Annotated in this window: 16 protein-coding genes and 1 tRNA gene; 9 read left to right on the top strand and 8 right to left on the bottom strand. The window is 59.3% G+C overall.

Features of this window, described 5'->3' with window-relative positions:
* Positions 1–296: 296 nt before the first annotated feature.
* The 3 genes from ACZ5MC_RS05345 to ACZ5MC_RS05335 are packed head-to-tail and all read right to left on the bottom strand — an operon-like array spanning position 297 to position 7,933.
* The gene (locus tag ACZ5MC_RS05345) at positions 297–1,325 is read right to left on the bottom strand and encodes a hypothetical protein (protein ID WP_464517215.1); all 1,029 of its coding nucleotides are present in this window, start codon (positions 1,323–1,325) and stop codon (positions 297–299) included.
* Positions 1,326–1,343: 18 nt separating this feature from the next.
* Positions 1,344–4,757 (bottom strand): type ISP restriction/modification enzyme, encoded by a 3,414-nt coding sequence (locus ACZ5MC_RS05340; protein WP_464517214.1) that lies wholly within the window; start codon positions 4,755–4,757, stop codon positions 1,344–1,346.
* Positions 4,758–4,789: 32 nt separating this feature from the next.
* Complete coding sequence (locus ACZ5MC_RS05335; RefSeq protein ID WP_464517213.1) at positions 4,790–7,933, bottom strand: helicase-related protein; 3,144 nt, start codon at positions 7,931–7,933, stop codon at positions 4,790–4,792.
* Positions 7,934–8,123: 190 nt separating this feature from the next.
* On the opposite strand from ACZ5MC_RS05335, the gene ACZ5MC_RS05330 reads away from it, so the two are divergent.
* Both ACZ5MC_RS05330 and ACZ5MC_RS05325 read left to right on the top strand, forming a co-directional pair.
* On the top strand, positions 8,124–8,393 hold the full coding sequence (locus ACZ5MC_RS05330) for a transposase (RefSeq protein WP_464517212.1): 270 nt from the start codon (positions 8,124–8,126) through the stop codon (positions 8,391–8,393).
* On the top strand, positions 8,387–9,376 hold the full coding sequence (locus tag ACZ5MC_RS05325) for an IS3 family transposase (RefSeq protein WP_464517211.1): 990 nt from the start codon (positions 8,387–8,389) through the stop codon (positions 9,374–9,376). Before ACZ5MC_RS05330 ends, ACZ5MC_RS05325 begins: the two co-directional genes overlap by 7 nt.
* 138 nt (positions 9,377–9,514) lie before the next feature.
* Here the strand turns inward: ACZ5MC_RS05325 and ACZ5MC_RS05320 are convergent, their stop codons facing one another.
* Positions 9,515–9,748 (bottom strand): DUF3024 domain-containing protein, encoded by a 234-nt coding sequence (locus ACZ5MC_RS05320; RefSeq protein WP_464517210.1) that lies wholly within the window; start codon positions 9,746–9,748, stop codon positions 9,515–9,517.
* A 78-nt stretch (positions 9,749–9,826) separates the two neighbouring features.
* Here ACZ5MC_RS05320 and ACZ5MC_RS05315 point away from each other — a divergent pair, with 78 nt between their 5' ends.
* Positions 9,827–11,233, top strand: coding sequence for an HNH endonuclease (locus ACZ5MC_RS05315; protein ID WP_464517209.1), 1,407 nt, complete (start codon positions 9,827–9,829; stop codon positions 11,231–11,233).
* A gap of 68 nt (positions 11,234–11,301) precedes the next feature.
* Here ACZ5MC_RS05315 and ACZ5MC_RS05310 read toward each other — a convergent pair whose 3' ends face one another.
* On the bottom strand, positions 11,302–12,381 hold the full coding sequence (locus ACZ5MC_RS05310; RefSeq protein WP_464517208.1) for a uracil-DNA glycosylase family protein: 1,080 nt from the start codon (positions 12,379–12,381) through the stop codon (positions 11,302–11,304).
* A 154-nt stretch (positions 12,382–12,535) separates the two neighbouring features.
* Between ACZ5MC_RS05310 and ACZ5MC_RS05305 the strand changes: the two genes are divergently transcribed.
* The 5 genes from ACZ5MC_RS05305 to ACZ5MC_RS05285 all read left to right on the top strand — a co-directional run bounded on the left by ACZ5MC_RS05305 (position 12,536) and on the right by ACZ5MC_RS05285 (position 18,203).
* Positions 12,536–12,790 carry a helix-turn-helix domain-containing protein gene (locus ACZ5MC_RS05305; RefSeq protein WP_464517207.1) on the top strand — a complete coding sequence of 85 codons (255 nt, stop codon included), beginning with the start codon at positions 12,536–12,538 and terminating at the stop codon, positions 12,788–12,790.
* Between the two features lie 436 nt (positions 12,791–13,226).
* Positions 13,227–14,525, top strand: a complete 1,299-nt coding sequence (locus ACZ5MC_RS05300; RefSeq protein WP_464517206.1) for a hypothetical protein — start codon at positions 13,227–13,229, stop codon at positions 14,523–14,525.
* A gap of 682 nt (positions 14,526–15,207) precedes the next feature.
* Entirely contained in the window at positions 15,208–16,467 is a 1,260-nt protein-coding gene (locus tag ACZ5MC_RS05295) for a DNA methyltransferase (protein WP_464517205.1), read from the top strand.
* Positions 16,468–17,211: 744 nt separating this feature from the next.
* Complete coding sequence (locus ACZ5MC_RS05290; protein WP_464517204.1) at positions 17,212–17,601, top strand: hypothetical protein; 390 nt, start codon at positions 17,212–17,214, stop codon at positions 17,599–17,601.
* A 410-nt stretch (positions 17,602–18,011) separates the two neighbouring features.
* Positions 18,012–18,203, top strand: a complete 192-nt coding sequence (locus ACZ5MC_RS05285) for a helix-turn-helix transcriptional regulator (RefSeq protein WP_464517203.1) — start codon at positions 18,012–18,014, stop codon at positions 18,201–18,203.
* Between the two features lie 114 nt (positions 18,204–18,317).
* Here the strand turns inward: ACZ5MC_RS05285 and ACZ5MC_RS05280 are convergent.
* Positions 18,318–18,407, bottom strand: a tRNA-Ser gene (locus ACZ5MC_RS05280).
* 104 nt (positions 18,408–18,511) lie between these two features.
* Here ACZ5MC_RS05280 and ACZ5MC_RS05275 point away from each other — a divergent pair.
* Complete coding sequence (locus tag ACZ5MC_RS05275; RefSeq protein WP_306599291.1) at positions 18,512–19,582, top strand: DUF2891 domain-containing protein; 1,071 nt, start codon at positions 18,512–18,514, stop codon at positions 19,580–19,582.
* Positions 19,583–19,597: 15 nt separating this feature from the next.
* Here the strand turns inward: ACZ5MC_RS05275 and ACZ5MC_RS05270 are convergent, their stop codons facing one another.
* Positions 19,598–21,544, bottom strand: coding sequence for a peptidase domain-containing ABC transporter (locus tag ACZ5MC_RS05270; RefSeq protein WP_464517202.1), 1,947 nt, complete (start codon positions 21,542–21,544; stop codon positions 19,598–19,600).
* A complete protein-coding gene (locus tag ACZ5MC_RS05265) occupies positions 21,537–23,654 on the bottom strand; it encodes a peptidase domain-containing ABC transporter (RefSeq protein ID WP_464517201.1) in 2,118 nt (705 codons plus the stop codon). The genes ACZ5MC_RS05270 and ACZ5MC_RS05265 overlap by 8 nt, the downstream gene beginning before the upstream one ends.
* Positions 23,655–23,682: the final 28 nt, after the last annotated feature.

The raw sequence follows: 23,682 nt of genomic DNA, 5'->3' as shown, positions 1-23,682 counted from the left end.
ACGATTCTCCGTCCGTGGCACCTGCGGCACCGCGAAGCGCCGATTGTGACCGGGCGGCCACAATCGGCGCAGTGGCCCGGCTTCGGGTGTCCATGGCGGTGCTCACAGGCTGGGCAGGGCAGGATCAAGCCGCAGAGGTTGCACTTCAGCATGGAGTACTCCTGGCACCCATAAGACGGGGGCTCAACAAAGGGAGCCAAAGTTCGTTTTCGGGTTCTTGAATTTCGGCCCGGATAACGATGCCGCGTCAGGGTCCAATTTCTACCGCAATAATTGTTCAGTAACCCACTTTCAACCTAACTGGACCGTTGACCCTCATACCTTTTCATCTTTGAAGCCCAGCCCTGGAGAGCCACAAGATCCAGCAAATCTGGCATTTCATATGTTTCGACAGGGATTCCCTCGGTCATTGGCCAAAGTATGCCTTCGCAAGTCCTGCGCGGGTAACGCCCCATCCAGGAATCAGCGAACGAATTACGGATGTGCAAGTGAAGGGTTGGGACAAAGGGGGCCCAGGTCTTGCTCAACGCTTCGGCATTCTGAATATCAATAACCTCGAAGTGCTCGATCTCTCTATTAGATAGGCCCAGGTATGCCTCACGGAGTAAGCCAACCGCAGATTTATCCGATGTAGGGGCACCGTAGCCGAAAACCGTTACCGTGAACGAACGCCGGACCATCTCAAGCCCTGATTTCCAGTGCATCTTAATGAAGGGATTCCCATCATAGTTCTTTTTCTCAACCGGGAAAAGGAGTGGTGTGGCCTCCCAGGGTTTGCTGCACTGATCGCAAACTCCGAAATTCCCCCAACGATGGGGGTGTTCAGCGCAGCATCGAACCCGGACGTTCCCATGCAGGAAATATATGGACGGAGGATCAAGGTTCCGATTCCTCACCCAGGCATCGAATAGGAACGGGTCCCAATTGAAGGTCAGAACCGCGTCCTTACCTCGAAGGGATAGCAAGAGCCGGTCGTAGAGTGTCACGGTACCAGGCATCTCCAAGGTAGAAAAATACTTCTGGATGCGGTCTTCCAATTCTGACCGGAGGAGCGCCTTCCTAGGGTCCTCACAAAGGTCCGCATAGAGGGACTCGAAGTTTCGAGACTGAAAGGAGACACCATGTGCTTGGAGGAGCGGGGCCAGCCCAACCACTTCTACTAGGTCGTTCATAATGGGAAGCTGCTTCCCTTTTGCATCTCCACGGGGGAACGCTGCCCGACTGGCACCTGCACCGAGGATGACTACATGGGGACCAAGTTCCTTTGGGGCATGGACCAGAGCATCCGAGGTGACAACCCTCTGTGTTTTATCTGGGAAGGCCACTTGAGGCGTTCCTTCCCATTAAAAGGACTTAGTTGGTTTTGAGCCAGATATGGTTGTAAAAGCACCCGGCCAGCCTCCAAAATCGTCGATGACCTCATCGATTTTTGACATTAGGCGGATAGTTTCCGAGATGGCGGAAACAATCTTTTGGTAGTGCTTGATATCATCGCTAGAAAGCACACGGCCTTTCCTGTCCTTGAGCCATTTTTCGCAAACGTGATAGCCACCGACATGGTAGTTCCAGACCTTTTCAGTCACTCCCTTAAAGCCGGTAGTCAGGAGCTTATCTATCCACACGGTGTTGTGCGACCAAGAAGTCTTTTCGACTTCGGGATGGCGGCTACCGATGAACTCGGGAATAGGCCGGGCGAGCAATGGTGATTTCAGCAAGTGAAGGGCGGTGAGTTCGCCGCCGAGTTTGGCGATTGTACGGAACAAATCCCAACTCCACGTCAATGGTATACGCGGGAAATCGATCTTCAGAAACTCCGAATAGCGGCTTCGGTAGCATGGACTGTGAAATATGGCATACACATAGCAAAATACTTCTTCAGGAGTAAGCCCTTTGGGTAAGTTATGTGTGCCTTCCTGTTGGACTTGCAATTTCGAAGCCAGAGATTCTATAAAGGAAGCAGTAAAATTAGGCCGTTTTGAATGGCCTCCCTGGAAGTCAAGATGTTGATGTCCTGCGTTTGAGATGGTCATTTCATCATATAGATATAATGGGATCACTGTTCCTATGTCGAACAATGATACTGCGTCCTTGTTGATAAGATTTGAACCAACAAAGAACGTGCCTTGTTCGCTCCGCCGAGTTTGTTTGAGGCAGACAAGAGCTAGGTTTTCTCCTGCAAGTTGATGACGCATCACCTTGAATGCTGGTCGACTCGTCAGGTTTGGATCATAGTAGAGCCATCGGAAATCAAATGGTCGGTAGAGACACTGGTGGATATTGGTTTGCGAAAATTTGGTTTGGTCACGTCGTGCTTCAATATCGTAACTCGATGAAGCATGGATTCCGAATCGCTCAACAAAATCATCTCCATAATTTTTGGTGTAAAAAGTTTTTATCCGCATTTCTAATTCGTCACGATTGAAATCGAAAAACAGATCATCACGGTCAGTCTTAAGTCCATTTTGATATACCATGAAAATGTCCGTGAGGCCTGTAAATTTGGGGTACTCTGCACCATTCAGAAAATCCTTAGGGACGAAAAAGAAGTGTGGTCCTTCCGGCTTCAATGCCTTCCATTCGGTAGTTGTTGCATCACTCGAATCGAGAGATCGATATTTTGACTCCCGCGATCCCCAGAGATCGGCTTGGGCTGTACTGGTCGAAGGTAGCATTTGATTTCGAACATAGAGGCCAATTGAAACGCCTTGCTGTATGTCGAAGACATTCTCTTCCTTACCGATAGCTCGCGATGTTTCAAGTTTTTTTGCGCTTCCATGAAGATCGAGAAGCCGTACAAGCTGAAATGATTCTAGAAGCGACTTGCGCATCCGGCGATGGGTCATGCCGTCGAGAAATACGTTATTGGTGATGAATCCAAGAATACCAGATTGCGCTGCCTCGATATATGATTGCGATATGCGCATGAATTTAATGAAGTCGTCATCGAGGTTGATTTTTTTCTCATCCAAGCCACGTTTGTAGTCTTCCAGTAGGCCGAGAATGAATGGATTTTTATTGAGCTTACCGAAATTGGAATACGGTGGGTTTCCAATGATAACGGTGAAACGTTTGTAGCGTTTAATGTCGTTCACTTCGCTAGCTTCGTGTGCAAGAGCATCAAAGCCCATGAGTGGTAGTTGGTTCACCCAAGGTTCTAGCGCATTTGTGAGGTAAATTCTTGCACGTTCTTCCGTGCCAAAACGGTAGCCACTCTCGGCAAGTTTGAGGCCAATTTTCATGTGAGCGATGGCGTAAGGGGCCATCATCAGTTCGAAGGCGTGGACACGGGGCAGGAGGTGCTTCGGCACGTAGTCGTTCCACAACTCCACCTGCTGCACTTCGGTGAGTCGCTGTTGTTGCCATTTTGCCCGAAGGGTCTGATGGATCACTTCTATGGCTTCAACCAGGAAGGTGGCAGTACCGGTCGCCGGGTCAAGGATCTGGACGAAGGGCTCGTCAAGCGAAATGGTCCGTTTCTCTCCCGGTTCGTCAGTGAGTGGCGGCAGTTTCAGGCCGTTGTGCCTCTTCAGAATCTCGCCCCAGGTGGTCGTATCCGCGAGCCCATCCTCCAGGCCGAACTCTGTCCGGAGGAGTTCATGGACGCTGCGGACAATATAGGAGACTACGGGTTGCGGTGTGTAGAACACGCCTCGGCTGACTTTAAGCTGCTTGTCATAGGCAGACAAGAAGTGTTCGTAAAAGTGAATGACCGGATCATCGGAAGGATTCCGGTCCCCGAAATCCCGGACTACAGCTTCCATATTGGTTTCATCCAGCAGAGCGACCACTTCCGAGACACCCAACTCGTCAAAGTCGATGCCAGGGCCACCTGCCTTCCCCTTCCGGCCCCCGATGCGTAGGAAGGTCTCCATCAACTCCCGCAGGAAAGGATTGGTGCGCATGTGCGCAGCGAAGTCATCCAGAGTCGTCTTAGTGGGGTCCGAGATGCGAGCTGACAATAGGCCGTAGGCGATGGTTTGGGCATACATGTCCGCGAAGTCCTTACGCTCCAAATCGTGGACAAGCCCCGTACGAAAGGCGGCATAGAGTTGCCGGATAGCACCTTTCTCGGTCTCGTACGACATAACCTCAAGGACTTGATCCCGAATCCTGCTGGCCAGAAGCGCCAGCCGCTCCGCCAGACCGCTTGCGGTGGTGATCACCTCTCGATAACGATCGGAGAAGGCGGTGGACCACCGTTCCCTGACCTCCTCGGCATTGAACGTTCTGGGCCATCGGAAGTTGGTTTTTAGGGTCTGAACAACCTCGTCAATGTGGAGGGGGGTATCGCGTCCATCCCAACCCAACACCCTCAAAGTGGGAAGGTCTTTCCCTGCAAGGTCCTGGGTAAAGTGGGCGAAAGTAATCTGTCGCTCCTCGCGCTCCCCGTAGCTGGAAATGAACAAGAGATCATGGAGTTTCCACGCGGCCTGGGTTGACTTACCAGAAGACACCCGTTTCTTGATTACAAGTTGGTTAAGAATTTTTCGAAGCACAACGACTGGAAGGTGCTTGGGTTCGAATTTCACAAAGAAAATTCCCCATGGCTGCTGCATATCCATCGGGCGAAGCTGCTTAATTTCCAGGATTTTGGCCGCCGTCTTGGGATCAATGCCTAGTTCTTCTGGGTCGTATTCAAATGTGAGTTCTTCCGTGTCATCGGACTCGATAGGCCAGTCCAGTTCGTCCCTCAGATATTTCACCAAAGATGGAAAGGTCCTGATTGAACGGAGACGTTGAATGTCATCGAATGCCACGGCCAACTCCAAACGCTTGTGTTTTCCTACTCTCAGTTGAGTTCCATCCAAGCGCGAAGTACTGGCTTAACGCCAATGGGAGCCTGGACTCTTTTTAGGTAATCGTTCTTGATGAATTTGTCGACCTCAGCCCGGATTTCGGAAAGTTTAAGTTTGGGGCCAACGACCTTGCGCGGCGTTGATGGTAGGCAACGAATTGCATGTAGGATTTCAGTCGGCTCTTCCAGGATCTTGTCCTTGCCCTTTTCAAGATCGTAGAGATACCACTGAACACGACCGGCCTCGATGCTCCACTTCTCCTCTTCATCCTCCGGGCCTCCCTGGATTTGGGCCTTAGCAGGAAGGGCATAGCAGAAGAAGACTGCTCGCGTCCCTGGCTGCGGGTGTTCTTTCCCGCTGAAAACCTTGCTGGGAAGCGCGTTCAGATGTTTTTCCAGATCGGGGTTCTGTTTTAGGAGGTCCTGGTATTCCAGGTGCATGGATTCCAGAGGGGATAGAGTGCCTTCATACGCCTCGTGGAAATTCTTGAGTTCCTCAAAGTCGTCCTCAGGAGTGAGGAGTTTCTTCCCCTCAATACCGAAGGTCTTGCTGATGCGGAGAGTTTTCTTTGAGACTGTCTTGTACAGCCGCAACAAATCGTCCAATTCGTCCGGAGGAAGGAAATTCCAATAGCCCACCTCACCCCTGAGTTTCTTCTCATCGGGATGGTCGGCAATAATGCGAGCCTCAACATTGGGGTCCATACGGCGATCAATACGACCGATCCGCTGCATGAGCCGGACGGGGTTCCAATGTAGGTCGTAGTTAATGAGACGGGTCGCGTCCTGGAGATTGAGGCCCTCTGAAAGGACATCCGTAGAGATCAGCACCCGAATCTCTTCGAGGCGCTGCGCTGCCAAGTCGAGGCTTGAAGTGCCGTTGTAGTATGGGGCAAAGCGAGTAATGACTTCGTAACGATCGGAGTTCTGGCCGTCGATCTCTTCCAGGCCGCTCACCTCATCCTTGAGTTCCCTGTAGAGGTATTTCGCCGTATCCATAAACTCGGTAAAGATGATGACCTTGTGCTTGCTCAGCACGGTGTCCTTCTTCAGGAGTTGCTTGAGGGCATTCAGCTTTTTATCCTGGGACGATTTGAAGTTCTTTAGGAATTCAAGAAACTTCACGATCTGATCGAGATCCAGCAGAGTCTCGTCAAGGATGGCGTCGATATCGAATTCTTCGGGGTTCAGTTTCTCAACCGCATCGATGTCAGCCTGACCAAGGAGATCAGCGTCTTCATCCTCCTCCAATCCATTGAGGCGCTGTTCCGCACTCGCCGAGGACCCAAGCAGTGCTTCATTCTGGCGCTTCCATCGTTCGATTCGAGCGTGGGCGCGTGGATCTGATGCATGAACTTCGGCCCAGGCCAGGAGTTTCTTCAGGAGTCGCCAACAAGACATGCGGAAAGCCTCTACCGAACTTTCGAACCGCTTGAGGAAGGCGGTGCGGATTAATCGAACCACCTGTTCCTGACGGCCTCGATCGAAGGCAGCGATCTTGTCGGCGTCCTTGCCTTTGTAGTAAGCCAGTGGGAAGTAAATGGCCAACGAGAACAGTGGGTCCTTCTTTGCGAAGGCATCCTCCAGCATTTCCAGGAGTTTGCCGTAGGTTTGCTTTACGGAGTAGGGCTGGACTTTTGGTTCCTTTGGACTCGGGAAGAGCACATTGCTGCCGTCTTCGCTAGCGACACTCTTTCGTACGTAGCTCCGGCTCCGCTGGACCACGAGTTCCTGGAACAGAGCATCTGAACCCAGGACTCGACTGGCATCTAGTGCGTTGACCTCGGCAGGAACCTCCTCATCATTCTTGGTGCCCAATATAGCTTTATCGATTTGCCGCTCCATTTGTCGGAAATGGGCTTGCAGGTTGTGAATACCAAGTCGACTGAAGTAGTTTTGGCGTTGCCGCGAAAACAATTCGATCATGTGGAGCAGGTCAGTGAGTTGATTGTTCACCGGTGTAGCGGTGAGCATGAATACGGTCTTGTCCTGAATAAGGTCAAAGAGCCTCCAGTAGCGAGATTGTCGCTCTTCAAGGTCACTCCCCTTCGTACCTGTATTCCGGAAGTTATGGGCCTCGTCAATGATCACAACATCTGCCCGTTCTGCAACCGTCCGAAGGTCTTCTTGCCAGTCGCCCTTGCGCATGAGGTCGGTGTGGTTGAAAATTTCCAGGCGGCTATACTTTCCGAAAAGATGTGGAAGATACTGGCGAAGTTTTGCTTCCCATACAGCCTTCCTGCCTGATTTTGGGACGAATAGCACTACATTTTTCCGGTCCAGAATGATGAGTCGCTCGATTAGCATCAGCCCAATGAAGGTCTTTCCGAGGCCAACGCCGTCACAGAGAAAGGCACCGTTGTAAACCTGAGCGTGTTTCAAAAGGCCGTGATACCCCTGTTTCTGATAGGTCGCGAGGATGGGATAGATTTTCGACTCGTTCTGCTCCCATTCTGTGGCTGTCATCTCATGCCCCCGGAAGAACTCCTGGAGCGATTTCGCATAAATGTCGAAAGGCAGGTAATCCTTTACGTGCCTGTCGATAACCTCTAGCACCTCCGGAGTGACATCCTCTGCTTCATTCCAATGCTTCTCATACCAATCCTGAAGCACTGAAACCTGCCCACCTGTGATCTGGACGTTTAGTTCTACGTTGCTCTGAAGGCCGCAAGGCGTGAAGTTCGATGATCCAACAAGGGCGAAGGAGCCTACAACATCCATTCGGGCATGGGTGATGTAGCACTTTGCGTGGAACCGGTCCTTCCTGTACACGCGGCATTGGATCTTTCCGCTCTGGATGGCACCAACAATCGCATTAACACCTTCAAGGAAGTCATTCTTCAGCTTCTCTAATTCCAGACTGTCATCGAGGCACCCCCGCATCTGCCCCAAGGCTTGCAGAAAAGCCTTCTGGGTTCTCCTGGAGACCTGATCACCCATGAGGATTCGGAAGGAGTCGACCTTCTGCCACTCCTCTTTTAGAGCAACGAAGGCTCCGATCTCAAAAAAACCGGACGCAATATCAATTGCTTTAGATATTTGGCACCAATCATGAAGATAACGGACAACTTTCCAGTCATCTTCAGAGTTGTCCACGATGAAGAGTTCAGATCCGGTCTTTGATACTGCCTTAGGCATAGGATTTCCCGTGCTGGTTTTTTATTACCTTGAGAGGTTGAAGGCGACAAAAAGTGGGTTGCGCTAATGATACCTCCTAACCCTCACCCATTGTCATCTTTGAGGAGGCATGGCAATGCAACCCTGGTCTTCCCCCAAATGTGCAGACCGCATGAAAGGTTGGGGTCATCCTTGAACAAGGAGCCCCTGAATGCGTCCGCCCAAGCTGTCCGACGAGCAGATCGTCGCCCTCCTCCGGGAGGCAGAGAAAGGCCAGAAATCCGTTGCTGACCTGTGCCGGGAGGCAGGAGTGACTGAGACATCGTTTTACCGTTGGAGGCGGAAATTCGGCGGGAGCACGACTTCTGACGTTCGCCGGCTGAAGGACCTGGAAAAGGAGAACGCCCGGCTCCTGCGACTCCTTGGCCAGCGGGATGTCGAGATCGACGCCATGAAGGAGCTTCTCCGAAAAAAATGGTGAGCACCCCGCAGAAGCGAGAGGGCGCGAGGGTGCTGAAAGCCCACCGAATCCCCGAGCGGCGGATCGTCGTCCTGCTGGGCATTTCCAGGGCTGGGATGCGCTACCAGGTGCGTCCCAAGCCTCAGGACCACCTGGCACCAAAGATTCGAGCCCTGAGTGCGGAGCACCCGCGCTGGGGCCAGAACCGCATCTGGGCGCTGCTCCGCCGCGCCAACGTGGTCGTGAATCACAAAGCTGTGGCCCGGCTCTGGCAGAAGCTCGGCCTGCAGCTCACTCGGCGGTCCCGGCGGAAGAAAATGCGCACCGGGGAGGTGGTCCCGCAGATGGCCGAGCGTCCGAATCACGTCTGGACCTACGACTTCGTCTTCGCCTGGACCCTTGGCGGCAGCCAGCTGAAGTTCCTCACCCTGGAGGATGAGTACACCCGGCAGTCGCTGGCCATCGAGGTGGGCCGCACCTTCCGCGGCCTTCATGTCCGTGATGTCCTGGCTAGGGTGATCGCCGAGCGGGGCGCGCCCGAGTTCATTCGCAGCGATAACGGGTCGGAGTTCATTGGCAATGATGTCGCCCTGTGGCTGAAGGACCTGGCCATCGGGACGCACCTGATCGCCCCTGGGAAGCCTTGGCAGAACGCGTTCGCAGAGAGCTTCAATGCCCGATTCCGGGAGGAATGCCTGGCCGGTGAGACCTTTCACGGCGTCGCCGAGGCCAGGGTCATCGCCAAGTCCTTCAGTCGCCGCTTCAACGAGGAACATCCCCACTCCTCCCTCGGCTACCACACGCCCAATGAATTCGCGGCCATCTGCGCTTCGGGGGCTCTGCCCCCGGACCCCCGGGATTTATCGCCTTGGGCCACCCCCGGTGCACGACGAACAAGGGCTGGACGAATCCAGCCCCCACCGTTCGGTGGCCCTGGATCGGCGCTCGAGTCGGATCCCTCCGGCGCTCTATCCTCCGTCCAGGCGGGGGAGAAGGTATCATGAGCCCGGCCCTCAGACTACGAGAACACCTTAATTCTCAACCCAAACCCCCGATCCCAACTCTTCTTTTGGCCTGCAATTTGGGGGAAGACCAACCCTGAGTGCGGTTTGGATTGGCTCCACCGTAGGGATCAGAAAGTTTTAGCCCCAGAAGATTCCCGTAGGGTCCTGGTCCACCTCCGCCAGAAGGCGGGTGAAGCTCCTGGAGCCGGGGTTCTCCTCGAACAGGTGCCACCGCTGGTTCCGGTCCCAATTAAGGGTCCAGTCGCTCTCCTCCCCGTGGAACCGGAACTGGGCGACAGGGCTGTCCACCCATGTGGCCGGGCATTCCACTGGGGACGCTGCTCGATAAGGGTGACCCGGCTTCCACACCATTGGTGGACCAGCACCTTGCGCTCACAGTAAGCGGTGACCTCCTGGTCAACGGTCTGCTTGAGCGCGGCGGGAACGGAAATGGTGCAACTCCATGATTACCCACTGGGCCTCATCAGGGATAATGTAATGATCATGATCCCATTGACCATTACTACAGACAACGTCCGCCAAGCTGCGGCTGAGATCCGCGCCACGGGAACCCCCAAGGGGCGAGAACCAAACAAGTTCCTAGTCATCGTGGACGGTGAGCCGTTCCCGCCCAAACTCATCCTTTCCATCGCAGGGAAGTATGCAACGGGGAACGAACTGAGTGCCGCTGATTTCAGTGGCGGGGAGGAGGCCAACGGCTTTCTCGAAAAGCTCAAATTCAAGATCATCATGAAGAACCAGGACTGGAGCCAGGAGGAATGCCTTCTCGCTGTCTGGGCCTATGACGAGATGGATCGAAACCGCACCCTCGTTAAGAAGAGGCTGTACGAGGAGGTCTCTGGTCTCATTGGCAGGACAGCCAAGGCTGTTGAGTTCAAGCTCCAGAATGTCTCCGCCTGTGATCCCAGGCCCCGGGCAGAGAAGCCCATCAACGAGGCTGCCAATAAGCAGCAGCTGCTCAAGGAGGTCTTTGACCAGTACTGGACCGATCGGGACGGAGCACGTGGGAAGGTAATTGCCCTGAGATCCTGCCGAGTTCCTAAAGACTCACCCTGGGATTTGGCCATCAATCGGGTCCGTACGCACAAGAGCCCTCACACATACATGCCGGTCGCCTTGATCGCCGCTCTCGAACTCATCCAGGAAGGTGAAGTCACTCCCCAGGCTATACCGTTTGACAAGCTTGAGATCCGGTTCGATGCGTTGCAAGCCAGCATAGGCGAGGGGGCAACCGGGATGGCGTGGGAGCCATTCGTCCACTTGGCTTCTGGGGCCAATATCTGGCACCTCATGTCTGCATCCGGTCCTGTGGAATTCGATTGGCGGGTTCGTCCGAAGAGCAGGTCGCAACTCGTGAAGCTGGTGGACCGCGTTGCGCTCATCAGTGAACTCCAGACGGGGATTGAGGACGCGACTCTCATCCCAAGGCTGAAGGCGTTGATCGGAGCCACCAGCCACAAACCGACTGCAGACCCTGATGTCCTGGCAGCCGCTGTGGAGGCATTGAAGGGCAAACTCGGCAGCGAGCCGCCCCCGGGAAATCCAAATCCGAAGAAGAACCAGGGAAGCAAAGGTTCCTACGAGCGAGATCCCAAAGTAGTCCGATGGGTTCTGGATCGGGCGCGGGGAACCTGCGAGTTATGCGGCCAGAGGGCTCCATTCGTTGATTCAAAGGGGGAGCCGTTCCTGGAGGTTCACCACATCATCCACCTGTCGGAGAGTGGGCCTGACACGGTTGAGAACGCCCGAGGGTTGTGTCCGAACTGCCACAGGGAAATTCACCAGGGGACGAACGGACCCCAGCTAAAAGAGCGGTTGCTGCTGGGACAAGGCTGACGGGGCCGCTGCCGTTAAATGGTGGGTGCATTCCTTGCCACGACCTGCCTTCGCGGACATCCCTTCAATCACCTTCTGGATGCCAGGAGTTCAGCAATTCGCCGCCAAGATGGCTGAGCACCGGCCTGGAAGCAGCCGGGCTTGCCGAGGGCATAGGCGCGTTCGAACCCATGTACGCCGATTCGGTTCAAGCGGTCGGCGGCCTTGTTCCCAAGAGCCACGATAAGTGCCTTCGGGAAGAGTTGGATCTGCTTCTTGAGGTATCTCTCGCCACAGGCGAATTCGACAGCGCCGGGGACTGCACCGGCAGATACTTTGGCCGAGCAGAGCACAGATTCGGTGAGCCACACCTTCCGCAACTGCTCTTCGTAGCTGATGGATGGCCAGCACAGGTCGAAGAGGAACCTAGCGTTCTGGTGGAACTGGCCAGGACCTTCACGGAACGCCCAGTAGGCGTGTCGTAATGCCTCCTCCATGGTGCTGTGATCTCCAGGCTGAGGATCTCCTGGTTCGGCGAACACCATTACCAATTCGACCTCATCCGGCCTCCCCGTTGCACCAAGGAAGCCACGAGGGATCTGCCCTGCCGCCGGTGCCCAGCGCATTGAGTCGCACACGCCCTGGAAGGAAGGGCACGGGTATGCTTCGACCAAGAGTCTTTGGAGCGGTTCACAGGGAGAATGCGGTTGATCCGAATGGTGGACCCCTGGCAGGGATCTCGGAGTGAAATTCTGTACTGGCAGAGGTCGAGCAATCGCCGCCGGTCTCGGCACCGCAATGGGCGGTGTAGTGCTGGTCACCACCTCTTTCCGGGAACTCCCGGCCTCTCCGGGAGGCACGGCCTCGCAGTACCCGTTAGCGCACACGAACCCGGCCAGATCGTGGGTGCGGATCTGGTATCGGTCGCCATTGCCCTGGATGACGATGGCACCGAGGACATGTCCGTACTTGCCTCCGGCGGCGGCGCACTCCTGTGCCCTCTGGACGATGGCGAAGCGAGGGCCAGTCCCCTGACGGATATCATTGGACTTCCCCGGCTTCAGCAGCCACTGGTCAAGCGGGATGCCAATGGCTTCGGCTCTCCTCTCCAGTGCCCTGCTGAACTCACCAGCTTCCTCGCGGGTGAGAGTTTTCCTTTCCCGAGCCATGGCTGCTCCTGTTGAAAGGTGGTCGGATGATAGGTGAATTAATTGATTATCCTCCAGATCAGCAATCCCAGAGCCAGACTTTCTGCACCAACCCGTGGAAACAGACTTCGGCGATCACCAGTGAACCGCGTCGCCGGTCATCTGGAACTCATCCATGGAAACTGAAATCAAGTCGAGCTTGCTCCGCCGGGAGCGAACCGTCACCCCGCTGGCCTACAGCACCCGAGAGGCCGCAGCCGTCCTTGGGATCGGGAGAAGCACCCTGTACGGGCTGATCAAGGACGGCGAGATCGCCATCGTCAAGGTAGGTAGCAGGACGCTCATCGCCGCCACCGAGCTTGCTGCGTTCCTGGACCGGGGTGCCGGAATGGTGGACGGTCCAGATCAAACCTCGGCTCTGGACGGTTGAACCTGTAGCGGGTCTCGAAGTCTCCCAGTTCGGGGGGGCACGGGGTGTTTTGATCAAGTTGAAGCTACCGGTATCTGCCGTCTCCACATCCAGGACCATCGGAACATCCGAAGCCGGTCAAATAAGTCCAACCGCGAAATTTGAAGTTTTTTGTGAAATCGTGGTCTGAAAGGATGAACAAAACGCTGAAACCCGCATGAACACTAGGGGCTGGTTTGGCAGTTGGCCTCAATCAGGGCAAAATCCCTTACTAGATACACCAAACAGAAGGTAAACAATAATATATATATTATATTATTTTCTTTCTTGTTCTGTTCGCTCGAATTTCTTAGCCCTTGCCCTGTTCAAAATTCTTTGTGCTACCCCAGGCTGAACCTTATGTTTTTGACTTCCTGAGAGTCTTCCAAGCAAACCGACTTCGAGTATCAATGATGTGATGAAGAAGGTTCCGAAGACATCCCTGCTGATCCAGACGGATTCGGTCCCGGCCCTGCCGGAACCCGCAGGATACTTCCGTGCCGGTGAGCGTTGGTCATACCTGCACGGCTCCCGCTTCGAGATCAGGTGGAACGGAAGCCTTCAGTGCCGTGGGGACCACCGCAAGGGCATCGCCCTGGAGCACCGGCAGGAGACCGACTGGAAGGACCAGGACGGCATGATCGTCCTCCAGGCCCCGCTGGACACGTTCGACTACACCGAGCGCACCAAACGGGTCCGCACGGTCCAGAAACTGCCCCCGGAAGCCTCCAGGAGCCTCCTGCCGTTCTTCAGGGCCTACCAGGAGGGCTGGAACCGTCTGGTGGCCCTGGACCGCGCTGGCTCACCCGTAAGGGCCATCCATGGAGACCGGCTGACCCGTGACTACGTGACCCGCCGCAAACAGTCTCAACACCCGCTCCGCACCAAGTCCTGGTCGCGGGTCTGTTCCATCCCGGTCACGCCGGACATCAAGGCCGTGCTGAAGCAGCACCTCAAATTGGACTGGCGCACCGCCTCGGGCCTTCGCCTCATCCGGTATGGTCAGCGGGTGGCCTTGGCTTATGTGAGCAAGGAAGTACAGATCCGAGAGGTGGACCTGGAAACCAACAGCCTCAACTCCTGCCGTGACCCCCGGCTGTGTGACATGGGCATCTGCCTCAGCCCCCACGGCATGACCCTCATGATCCAGAACCCCACCGATGACCACCAGGGGTTCCACATCCCCATCGCCAATCTCACCAAAGCGTATATCGACAAGCTCGTGGCCGAAATGAACGGACGGATTCGCTCCGTCATGCTGGACCCGGTCTGCCCCAACAATCTGCGGACAATCAAGACTCATCTCGTCCGCAGACTCAGAACCCTACAGGCGGAAGGTGCCATAGAGTTCCGATCACCCAAGTTGGTCTCGCTGGGTGCCGTGTACAAGGATCGTCCTCACCACGACCCGCTGCACCTCAAGGTGTGGCAGCGCAAGCTGGTCGAGGAGTGGTTCGATTACACGAGAATCTTGGGACTGACGGGAGCACCCCTGATGGTCAGGGAGTCAGATGGAGTTCTGCTCGGAGCAGATAGCCGACAGATCGATCCGCTGACTCGGGCCAACCATGTGCTTCAATCTGGGTTGGCTAAGATGGACTTGTGGCACGGAGCCACCTTCCTTTGTAGCAGACCCAGCCATAGAGTGCGTTCAGCGTTCAAACGTTATCGATGTCGGATACACCAAACAGAAGAGAAAAAACAAAAGAGGCACTGACTTCGGCCTCGTGAGTAGCACCGTATCCCCTTCCGGGGGTGCTACCTGAGTGGACCCGCTCCCCGGTCCTGTCAGCAGAAGGGCAGCACACCGCAGCCCCCGCAACACCTCAGCACCAGCAGCACAGCAACACGACAGCGAAATAACGCAACGCATCAACCACAGGGCTGGGTCTGGTTCCGCACCTGTTTCATGTAACGTGATCCAGGTATCCGGGGCCATTCCCACCGCCCCAGAACCCAGCGACAGCTTGATCTGGCGACATGATCACCCTCCTGACAGCGAAGCTTACGAGCCTGAAGATAACGTCACACGGTTCGGTACGCAGGACGCGATCCTCAAAGCCTCCCAGGAGCCATTGAACCAGCTGCACAAGTCCAGCGACCTGATCCATCCTGACTGGCACAGCCCAGCAGCTCATGGACCAATCCGGACCGAGCATAGCTGATCGCTTGGGCGGCAACGACCTCCTCAAGACCGCATCCCTCAAGGTTGACCCGCACCTACCGGCAGTATCCACAATTCCGGTTGACGCTCGGCATTACTCGTGGTAGCCTAGTTATGCGCTAAAATCCCGTTCGACTCCAAGCGAGGCCAGGACTGGCGCGGTAATAGGCCATCACACAGGCATGTTGAGTAGAAGGCGGAGGTCGCGGCCTAGGACTGCGGCTATGGAGAATTTTTGGAGATTATCACCGAACAGCACGAACAGGATATCCGGGTGGAATACTGCAACGAAGGGAAGGCAATCCTCACCGCCCTGGCCGGTTACAAGGAGGGTGAGTGGAACGAAACCCAGTGCGGGACCAGGATGGTCCCCAGCCTCACCAGGGAGTTCTGGACCTCCAAGCAGAGGAAGGCGCACAAGCTCCACGAGGTGTCCTACCGGGCCTGTTACAAGCCGCAGCTGCCCCGGCTCTTCATCGAGCACCTCTCCAAGGAAGGCGATCTCGTCTACGACCCCTTCAGTGGCCGTGGCACCACCGCCCTGGAGGCGGCACTCCTGGGGCGGAAGGCAGCCTCCAACGACATCAATCCGCTGTCCAGGATCATGCTGGAGCCACGTCTCGCTCCGCCGACCATGAAGGGCATCGCCGTGCGGCTCTCCGAGATCCCCAAGGAATCCTCCGAGACTCTGGACCTCGGCCTGTTCTACCACCCGGAAACCGAACGGGAAATCCGTTCCCTCCGGGCATGGTTCATCAAGCGCCAGAAGGACGGCACCCTCGATGACCTGGACCGGTGGATTCGGTTGGCGGCGATCTGTCGCCTGACTGGGCACAGCGAAGGGTTCTTCTCGGTTCGGACCCTGCCGCCCAACCAAGCAGTAACGCGGAAAAGCCAGGAGCGGCTCAACAGGAAGCAAGGGCTGACCCCTGAGTACAAGGACACCCACGCCCTCATTCTGAAGAAGTCGCTCGCCATGCTGGGTGGCATGAAGGAGGCCGACCACCAGCGGCTCAAGGTGGCCAACGAAGACGCCATGCACCTAACCGGGGACGCCTCCGGAACTCCCGAACTGGCCTCGGACTCGGTACAGCTCACCGTCACCTCCCCGCCGTTCCTGGATGTGGTGAAGTACGCCCAGGACAACTGGCTCCGCTGCTGGTTCTGCGGCCTCGATGCCGAGGAGATCGGTAAGGGGATCACTATGTCCAAAACGGTCCCTGAGTGGGCCTCCGTGATGACGAAGGTGTTCCTGGAACTGTTCCGGGTAACGAAGCCGGGTGGCTATGTGGCGTTCGAAGTTGGAGAGGTGCGGAAGGGCAAGGTTCGCCTGGAAGAAGCCGTGCTCCCGGTGGGACATGGTGCTGGGTTCGAACCGATCGGTGTCCTGGTGAACCAGCAGAACTTCACCAAGACCGCCAACATCTACGGCGTCTCGAACAACAAGAAGGGAACGAACAGCAATCGGATCGTGCTGTTCCGGAAACCCGCTTAAGCTGTTCTACGGTTCACCACTACCCCGGCTCGTGCAGTACCTCCCTCATAGGATGAATCATGGGCAAGGCCAACAAGAGCGGGTTGCTGCGCGGCTTTGGGACCACGGAGGAAGGGTTCGTTGATCTTCCGGCAAAGTTCTCGAATGTCAAAATTTCGCGAGTCGAGAATGGGGTGGAAGTTGGGTGTGCTGTCTGTTTCCCGCATGGGCCGGAGACGGTCAATGCTTCGGTGAAGAAGAATACGCGCTCCTGGAAGCGGCACCGCAACGCACAGCACAGGCCCAGGTAAGTGGCCGAAGCCATCTACCCGTTCCCATGCCGCACTGAATGGCGAGCCCAACCACAGGTCCCGGCGTCAGCGTGATCCATCTTCGGCCTCAACATTCACCACCGCCTCGCCAAGATCACTGCCTCTGGCGAGGCGGTGGTGTGGGCCAACCCGAGAGAGAAAACGCGGCTCCGGTCAATGTTCCGAGCCCGAATCTACTCGGAATTGATACCTGAAACCTGCTGTGTTTATAGGAATGGCCGGACGGGGATTACAGGAAGTAACAAACAGGTTCCGTTCAGTACAAGGTGGACCCGGCATATCTACGAACGCCCCATGGTTTTCATCGGCGGGGGGCATTAAGGTAAGCCTCCTTCCCAATGTTTTTTTGTCCATGAATGTTCGCAGTTGTCCACTGACGGGTATTAACCATTATCCAAAGGCCATCGTGGCCATTAACCAGTAAGGAGTTTGGATGGATAACAATTTCAATACCTCAGGTTTTTTGGGCCGTGAGCGATTCCACCTCGATGAACTCGATCGGCACCTTGATGAATGGAACTGGGAGGAGGAGCGGGAATACCGGACCGCTTGTTATAAATTGGCGAGGGAGGCAGCCTACCCCAGGGAGGTATGGGAACTCACCCCATTCATCACTTACATGGCATTGTCGAGGAAGAACCTTGAGTCTAAAGTCGTACGCAAGGAAATCGAGTACCTTGTCGAGGCCACAATACAGTTCATCCAGAACGATCTTCAAAGCATTCTGGCAGAGGTGGACCGAGTGTTTGATGAGGAAGAAAGGGTTGTACGACAGGGACCCAGGGAAAAGGCCAAGGACAAACTTCGTGCTGAGGCGCGATAGAGGGTGCTGGCAGGTTAAAAAGGACCGCCGTAAGCAATTCCAATGGGAAAGATGTCCCGGAGGGCAAAGTGGCCCCTTTGAAGTCCTCAAATGCTTTGCCTACCCCACAACCGGCCTCGTACCCCTGGAGGCATGTTGGGGAATCGTAGTAGGGACATGCGGGGCTGCGGTCACGGTGCGCCGGAAGGATTCCTCCAACTTCTCGATCAGCGTGGCCAGACCGGCAAGCAGAACCGTGATTACCTCACCTTTGTCGTGGTGAGTGCCAAGAAATTTGAGGCGGCCTTGGCCTTAAGTCGGCGGCCTTCGTGCACGGCATGGTTTGTCCGATTCGCCGAAGGGGCACATGCAGTATCAAATGATAAGCCACGGCAACGTCCCGCCGCCGAGAGGACCCAACCGGATCAACCATGCGCCTCCTTACCACCCTTCAAGTAGCCGACCGCCTACAACTCTCCTCCGCCACCTTGGCTGACTGGAGGTGGAAGCGCATCGGTCCACCGTTTCTTCGCATCTCCCGTGGCTGCATTCGGTATGACGAGGCCGCCTTGGAACACTGGGTGGGAGCACAGACCGTCAGAGAGATTCCACGCGTTGCTTGACCCCAATTCTCCACTCCACCACTCCAGCCCCCGAAACCGGGGGCTTTTCCATCTCCATGGTGGTAGCCCGGTGGTAGCCCGAAAAAAATGGCCCACCGTTTGGGTGGGCCTAACTGGCGGAGAGAGAGGGATTTGAACCCCCGTACCGGTCACCCGATAACCTGATTTCGAGTCAGGCGCATTCGACCACTCTGCCATCTCTCCAGGACGGCCAGTCTACCAGAACCTCCCCCGCGTTGTCGCGGGGGACCGATTCACCCATGATGAATGGTCAGGCCCCCCTTCCGGGGCCCCATCCGGAGGTGCCCATGCGCTTGCACTGGATCGTCGCGGGGATCCTCGCCGCCGCGCCCCTGGGGGCGCAGGGGCTGACCCGGGAGGCGGCCTCGCGGTTCGCGGGGCATGTGCTCAAGTCCGTGGAACGGGAGTATCCCAACAAGCTGGACCACACCCTGGCCGGGCCGAAGGACGTGTTGGGGCCCCGGGACCTGCACCCCGCCTTCTACGGGTGCTTCGACTGGCATTCCTGCGTGCACGGGCACTGGATGCTGGTGCGGCTCCTGCGGGAGTTCCCGGACCTGCCGGAGGCGGGGGGGATCCGGCTGGCCCTGGACCAGGATCTGGCGCCGGAGCGCATCAAGGCGGAGGTGGCCTACTTCGTGGACCCGGCCCACAAGGGCTTCGAGCGCACCTACGGCTGGGCCTGGCTCCTGAAGCTGGCGGCGGAGCTGCGGGCCTGGGATTCGCCCGAGGCGCGTGGCTGGGCGGACCAGCTCCAGCCCCTCGCCGACGCGGTGGCGGCCCAGTTCGAGGCGTTCCTGCCCAAGCTCACCTACCCGAACCGCGTGGGGGTGCACCCCAACACGGCCTTCAGCCTGGACCTGGCCCTGGACTACGCCCGGGCCGCCAAGGACGCCCGCCTCGAGGCCCTCCTTGCGGAAAGGGCCCGCACCTACTTCGGCAAGGACCGCAACGGCCCCATGGCCTGGGAGCCCGGCGGCGAGGACTTCCTGTCGCCCTGCCTGGAGGAGGCGGCGCTGATGGTGAAGGTGCTCCCGGCCCGGGAGTTCAGGCCCTGGGTCGAAGGCTTCCTGCCCGGGCTTCTCAAGCACGGCGTCCTGGCGCCGGCGGTGGTGTCGGACCGCAGCGATCCCAGGATCGTCCACCTGGACGGCCTGAACCTCAGCCGCGCCCGGTGCCTCCACGCCCTGGCCGCGGGCCTGGGGCCGAAGGACCCCCGGGCCAAGGCCCTGGAGAAGGCCGCGATGGAGCATGCGGCGGCGGCCCTGCCCCACGTGGTGTCCGGGAACTACGAAGGGGACCACTGGCTGGCCACCTTCGCGGTGCACCTGCTGGGGGAGATGAAGCCGCAGCGCTAAGTGAACCGTATTGCCCTAAGGCCCGTGACTGGCCGCGACCAACGTCCACGGTCCCGCGGCCAGGATCGCCTGCAGGGAGGCCGCGTGCCGGGCGTCCAGGTTCGCCAGGGCCTCGTCCAGCAGCAGCAGCGGGCGTCCCGAAGCCAGGGCGCCCGTGAGGGCGATCAGCTGGCGCTGGCCGCCGGACAGGTTCCTCCCGCCGGGCGGGAGCAGGGTCCGGTAGCCCATGGGCAGCGTGTCCACCAGGGCGTGGAGTCCCGTCATGCCGGCGGTTTCCAGGAGTCTTTCCATGGGCGCCCCGTTGGAGAAGATCCGCAGGTTGTCCTGGATCGAGCCCCCGAAGATCCGCACGAACTGGGGCAGGTACAGCAGGTCGCGGCGGACCGTCCTGGGGTCCCGCCCGGCCACCAGGACCCTGCCCTTTTCGGGCACATGGAGGCCCGCCAGCAGGCGGAGCACCGTGGTCTTCCCGAACCCGGAAGGACCCCCCAGCGTCACCTTCTGGCCGGGCTCCACCCGCAGGGCGTACCCCTGGAGCACCCACGGGTCCGAGGGGCCGTAGCGGAACCAGACGTCTTCCAGCACCACCGGAACCGGCGCGGGGGAGGGCTTTCCATCCCGAGGCGGCGCTTCGGGTTCCTGGGAGAGGATTTCCTGGGCCCTGGCCAGCTGCGGCTTCAGGACCATCAAGGTCAAGGCGGTGTGCGCCACCGCCATGAAGGAAGCGGTGAACCCGGTGCCGAGCTGGAGGAAGGCGAACAGCTTGCCCGCGGTCAGGGCGCCGTCCAGCAGGCACCGCCCTCCGTGGAGGAACAGCCCGATGGCCAGGCCTTGGCTGACCAGGCCCATGACCAGGTCGGACGCGAGGTTGATCCGGCCCCGGGCCAGCTCCAGGCTCAGCACGGCCCGACAGCAGCCCCGCCAGCGGCCCAGGGCCTGGCCCTCCGCTCCGGCCGCCTTGAGGGTGCCGATGCCGGCCACCAGCTCGATCAGGAGGCTGTGCTCCCGGGCGGCCGCTTCCACCTGCCTGGCCTGCAAACGCGCGCTGATCCGGCCCACCGCGAACGTCATCAGGGCCAGGAGCGCGGTCGCCAGGAGGACCACCAGCGCGGGGCCCGGCAGCATGGCGAACATCACCGCCAGGTGAAGGAGGCTCAGGGCCCCGCCGAGGAATGCCCCCACCGTCTGGGCGGGCAGCAGGTCCCGGGCCGCCGCGAAGCCTCCGAAGGCCTGCATGAGTTCGCCCAGGGTCCGGGACTGGAGAAAGGGGAACGGGCACCGCAGGACATGCTCCAGGAAGCCCCGTTCCGCTGCGACGCTGACCCGGGTGGACAAATGGAGAAGCACCCGCTCCTGGATCCAGCCGATCCAGACCTGGTGGACCGTGGCCAGGAGCATCCCGGCCACGACCAGGCCCAGGAGCGAGCTCGCCCCATCCGGCAGGGCCCGGTCCATGACGAGCGCCGTGATGGCCGGGGTGATCAGGGCCATGCCCTCCAGCATCAGGACCGCCGCGCCGATCTGCGCCAGGCAGGCCGGGTTGCCCAGGAACAGCGGTTTCAGCCGGGCCCAGGGGGTCGCGCCCGGGGGAAGTCCGGGCGAGAGATCGAGGACCTGGCCTGAGGCCCGGTCCGACAGGACCTCCGGGCGCAGGGAGAGGATGCCCCCCGGCGTTTCCACCTGGAACCGCCCTTTCCGGAAACGGAGCAGGAGCAGCCAGGTGCCATCCTGGAGTTCGGCCAGGGTGGGGCTGGCCAGGTAGCGGAGCTCCCGGCCCTGGATCCGGGCCGCCCGGCCCTGGATGCCGTGCGCTTCCAGGGCCCCGGCCATCTGTTCGGGTTCGGGCCCGGTCCAGGGGCCATCCTGGAAGGCCTGGAAGCCGCCTTCGTGGCCAAGCCTGCCCAGGAGGCGCCAGAGCGCCTCGATCGCCGGGAAGCCGGACAACGGCGGGGATTCAGGCATGGTCCGCCGCCGCGAACAGCTCCCGGAACAGCCCGGGACGTCCCTGGAGGTCCCGGAACGTGCCTTCCTGGACGACCCGCCCGTCCTGGAGCACCAGGATCCGGTCGGCGTCCCGCACCGTGGCCATGCGGTGGGCGATGATGATCCGGGTGCAGCCGAGCCGCGCGAGGTTGGCATGGACCCGGGCCTCGGTGGCCAGGTCCAGGGAGCTGGTGGCCTCGTCCAGGACCAGGATGGCGGGGTCGCGGGCCAGGGCCCTGGCGAGGCTCAGGCGCTGGCGCTGGCCTCCCGAGAGCAGGCTGCCGTTCTCGCCCACGCGGCTGTCGAACCCCCGGGGCAGGTTGCCGATGACGTCGTCCACGCAGGCCATCCGCGCCGACCACTGGAGCCGATCCCGGGACAGCCCGTCGTCGTGGAGGGTGAGGTTGGCGCGGACCGTGTCGTCGAACAGGAAGGTTTCCTGCATCACCATCCCCACCTGCCTGCGCACCGCGGTCAGGTCCAGGTGCCGGAGGTCGCGGCCGTCGAAGCGGACGGTGCCCTGGTCCGGGAGGTGGAGCCCGAGGCAAAGCCGCGCCAGGGTCGATTTGCCGGCCCCGGTCGGCCCGACCAGGGCCACCTTCTCCCCGGGCGCGATGCGGACGCTGACGCCGTCCAGGGCCGGCCTGCCCCCCGGCGCGTAGCGGCAGGTCACCTCCCGGAGCTCGACGGCGCCCTTGAGCCGGCCTGGATCCCCGGTCCCGGCGGGTTCAGCGGGCGTTTCAAGCACGTCGTCCAGGCGCCTCAGGTGGGTGCCCAGGGACTGGAGCCGGAGGACGGCGCCCAGGAGGGAGCCCATGGGCCCCAGGAACAGGCCCTGGAGCGTCAGGAAGGCCACGAAGGTGCCGAGGGTCATGCGCTGGGCCAGGACCTCCTGGCCCCCCACCGCGAACACCAGCAGGCCGGCGACGCCCTGGAACAGGCCCAGGAACAGGCCCGAAATCCGGGCCAGGCGCTGGGCTTCCAGCCCCTGGTTGACGCGTTCGGTCATTCGGTGGGCCCAGCGGTTCACCATGCGCCCTTCCGCCCCGCCGGCCTTGGTGGCCTCCAGGCCGGACAGGGCCTCGAGCATGGCCGCGCCCTCGCGCCCCTCCGCCGCCAGCCCGGAAGCCAGCAGCTGGCGATTGCGGTCCCAGAGCACCCCCATCACGGCGGCGTCCAGCAGGCTGATGGCGATGACCAGCCCCGCCAGCCTGGGGTGGTAGGCGATCATCAGCGCCGCGAACCCCACCAGCAGGACCCCGTCCAGCAGGGCATTGACGGCCCGGGTGCTCAACAGGTCCTGCAGATCGGCATTGCTCCTGGCCCGCTGGACCAGATCGCCCGGATCGCGCTGCAGGAAGAAGCCCAGCGGCAGCTTCAGCAGGTGGCCGAGAAACCGGCTCATGAGCGCCAGGTTCAATTCCGTCTGGAGGTTCAGGACCACCCAGCTGCGCACCAGCCCCAGGACGACCGTGGTGACCGCCGCCGAGCCCAGGCCGAGGCCCAGGCCCCACAGCCAGGGTTCCTGCCTGGGCCCGACGACGCGGTCCAGCAGCAGCTGATTGGCCACGGGAAAGGCCAGGCCGACGACCTGCAGCGCCAGGGTGGCGAGAAGGATCTGGACCAGACCGGGCAGGTTGCGGCGGAAGACGTCCCGGTACTTGGCCAGGCTGGGCCTGACCCGGGGCCTCGGGACCAGGGCCTGCGTGGGCGCGAACGCCAGCGCGGCGCCGGTGAAGCTGCGCCCCAGCTCGCGCAGGTCCGCCCGCCGCCGCCCGGAGGCCGGATCCACCAGGGTGGCGCCGGTCCTGTCCACCCGTTCCACCACCACGAAGTGGTCGAAGTCCCAGTGGAGGATGGCGGGCAGCGCCAGGTCGGGCAGCTGCTCCAGTTCCAGGGCCACGCCCTGCGCCTGCAGCCCATAGGTCCGGGCCGCCTTGACGATCGCCAGCGCGCTGGCCCCGTCCCGGGAAATGCCGCAGGCCTGGCGGACCTCGGCCAGCGGCGCGTGGTGGCCATGGTAGGCCAGGATCATGGCCAGGGCGGCGGCTCCGCATTCGGTGGACTCCATCTGGGCGATATGGTCCACCCGCCTCCGGCGCCACCCGTTCCACGCC

Source organism: Mesoterricola sp. JemC181 (genome assembly GCF_055384585.1).
Note: the sequence above shows the minus strand (reverse complement) of the source record. Positions and strands in the feature narration are given on the sequence as shown.

Excerpts from the sequence above, each read along its gene's own strand:
- ACZ5MC_RS05300 (WP_464517206.1), top strand. The coding sequence starts at position 13,227 with ATGAAGAAGGTTCCGAAGACATCCCTGCTGATCCAGACGGATTCGGTC.
- ACZ5MC_RS05285 (WP_464517203.1), top strand. The coding sequence starts at position 18,012 with ATGCGCCTCCTTACCACCCTTCAAGTAGCCGACCGCCTACAACTCTCC.
- ACZ5MC_RS05325 (WP_464517211.1), top strand. The coding sequence starts at position 8,387 with ATGGTGAGCACCCCGCAGAAGCGAGAGGGCGCGAGGGTGCTGAAAGCC.
- ACZ5MC_RS05330 (WP_464517212.1), top strand. The coding sequence starts at position 8,124 with ATGCGTCCGCCCAAGCTGTCCGACGAGCAGATCGTCGCCCTCCTCCGG.
- ACZ5MC_RS05290 (WP_464517204.1), top strand. The coding sequence starts at position 17,212 with ATGGATAACAATTTCAATACCTCAGGTTTTTTGGGCCGTGAGCGATTC.
- ACZ5MC_RS05310 (WP_464517208.1), bottom strand. The coding sequence starts at position 12,381 with ATGGCTCGGGAAAGGAAAACTCTCACCCGCGAGGAAGCTGGTGAGTTC.
- ACZ5MC_RS05270 (WP_464517202.1), bottom strand. The coding sequence starts at position 21,544 with ATGCCTGAATCCCCGCCGTTGTCCGGCTTCCCGGCGATCGAGGCGCTC.
- ACZ5MC_RS05305 (WP_464517207.1), top strand. The coding sequence starts at position 12,536 with ATGGAAACTGAAATCAAGTCGAGCTTGCTCCGCCGGGAGCGAACCGTC.
- ACZ5MC_RS05315 (WP_464517209.1), top strand. The coding sequence starts at position 9,827 with ATGGTGCAACTCCATGATTACCCACTGGGCCTCATCAGGGATAATGTA.
- ACZ5MC_RS05275 (WP_306599291.1), top strand. The coding sequence starts at position 18,512 with ATGCGCTTGCACTGGATCGTCGCGGGGATCCTCGCCGCCGCGCCCCTG.
- ACZ5MC_RS05335 (WP_464517213.1), bottom strand. The coding sequence starts at position 7,933 with ATGCCTAAGGCAGTATCAAAGACCGGATCTGAACTCTTCATCGTGGAC.
- ACZ5MC_RS05320 (WP_464517210.1), bottom strand. The coding sequence starts at position 9,748 with ATGGTGTGGAAGCCGGGTCACCCTTATCGAGCAGCGTCCCCAGTGGAA.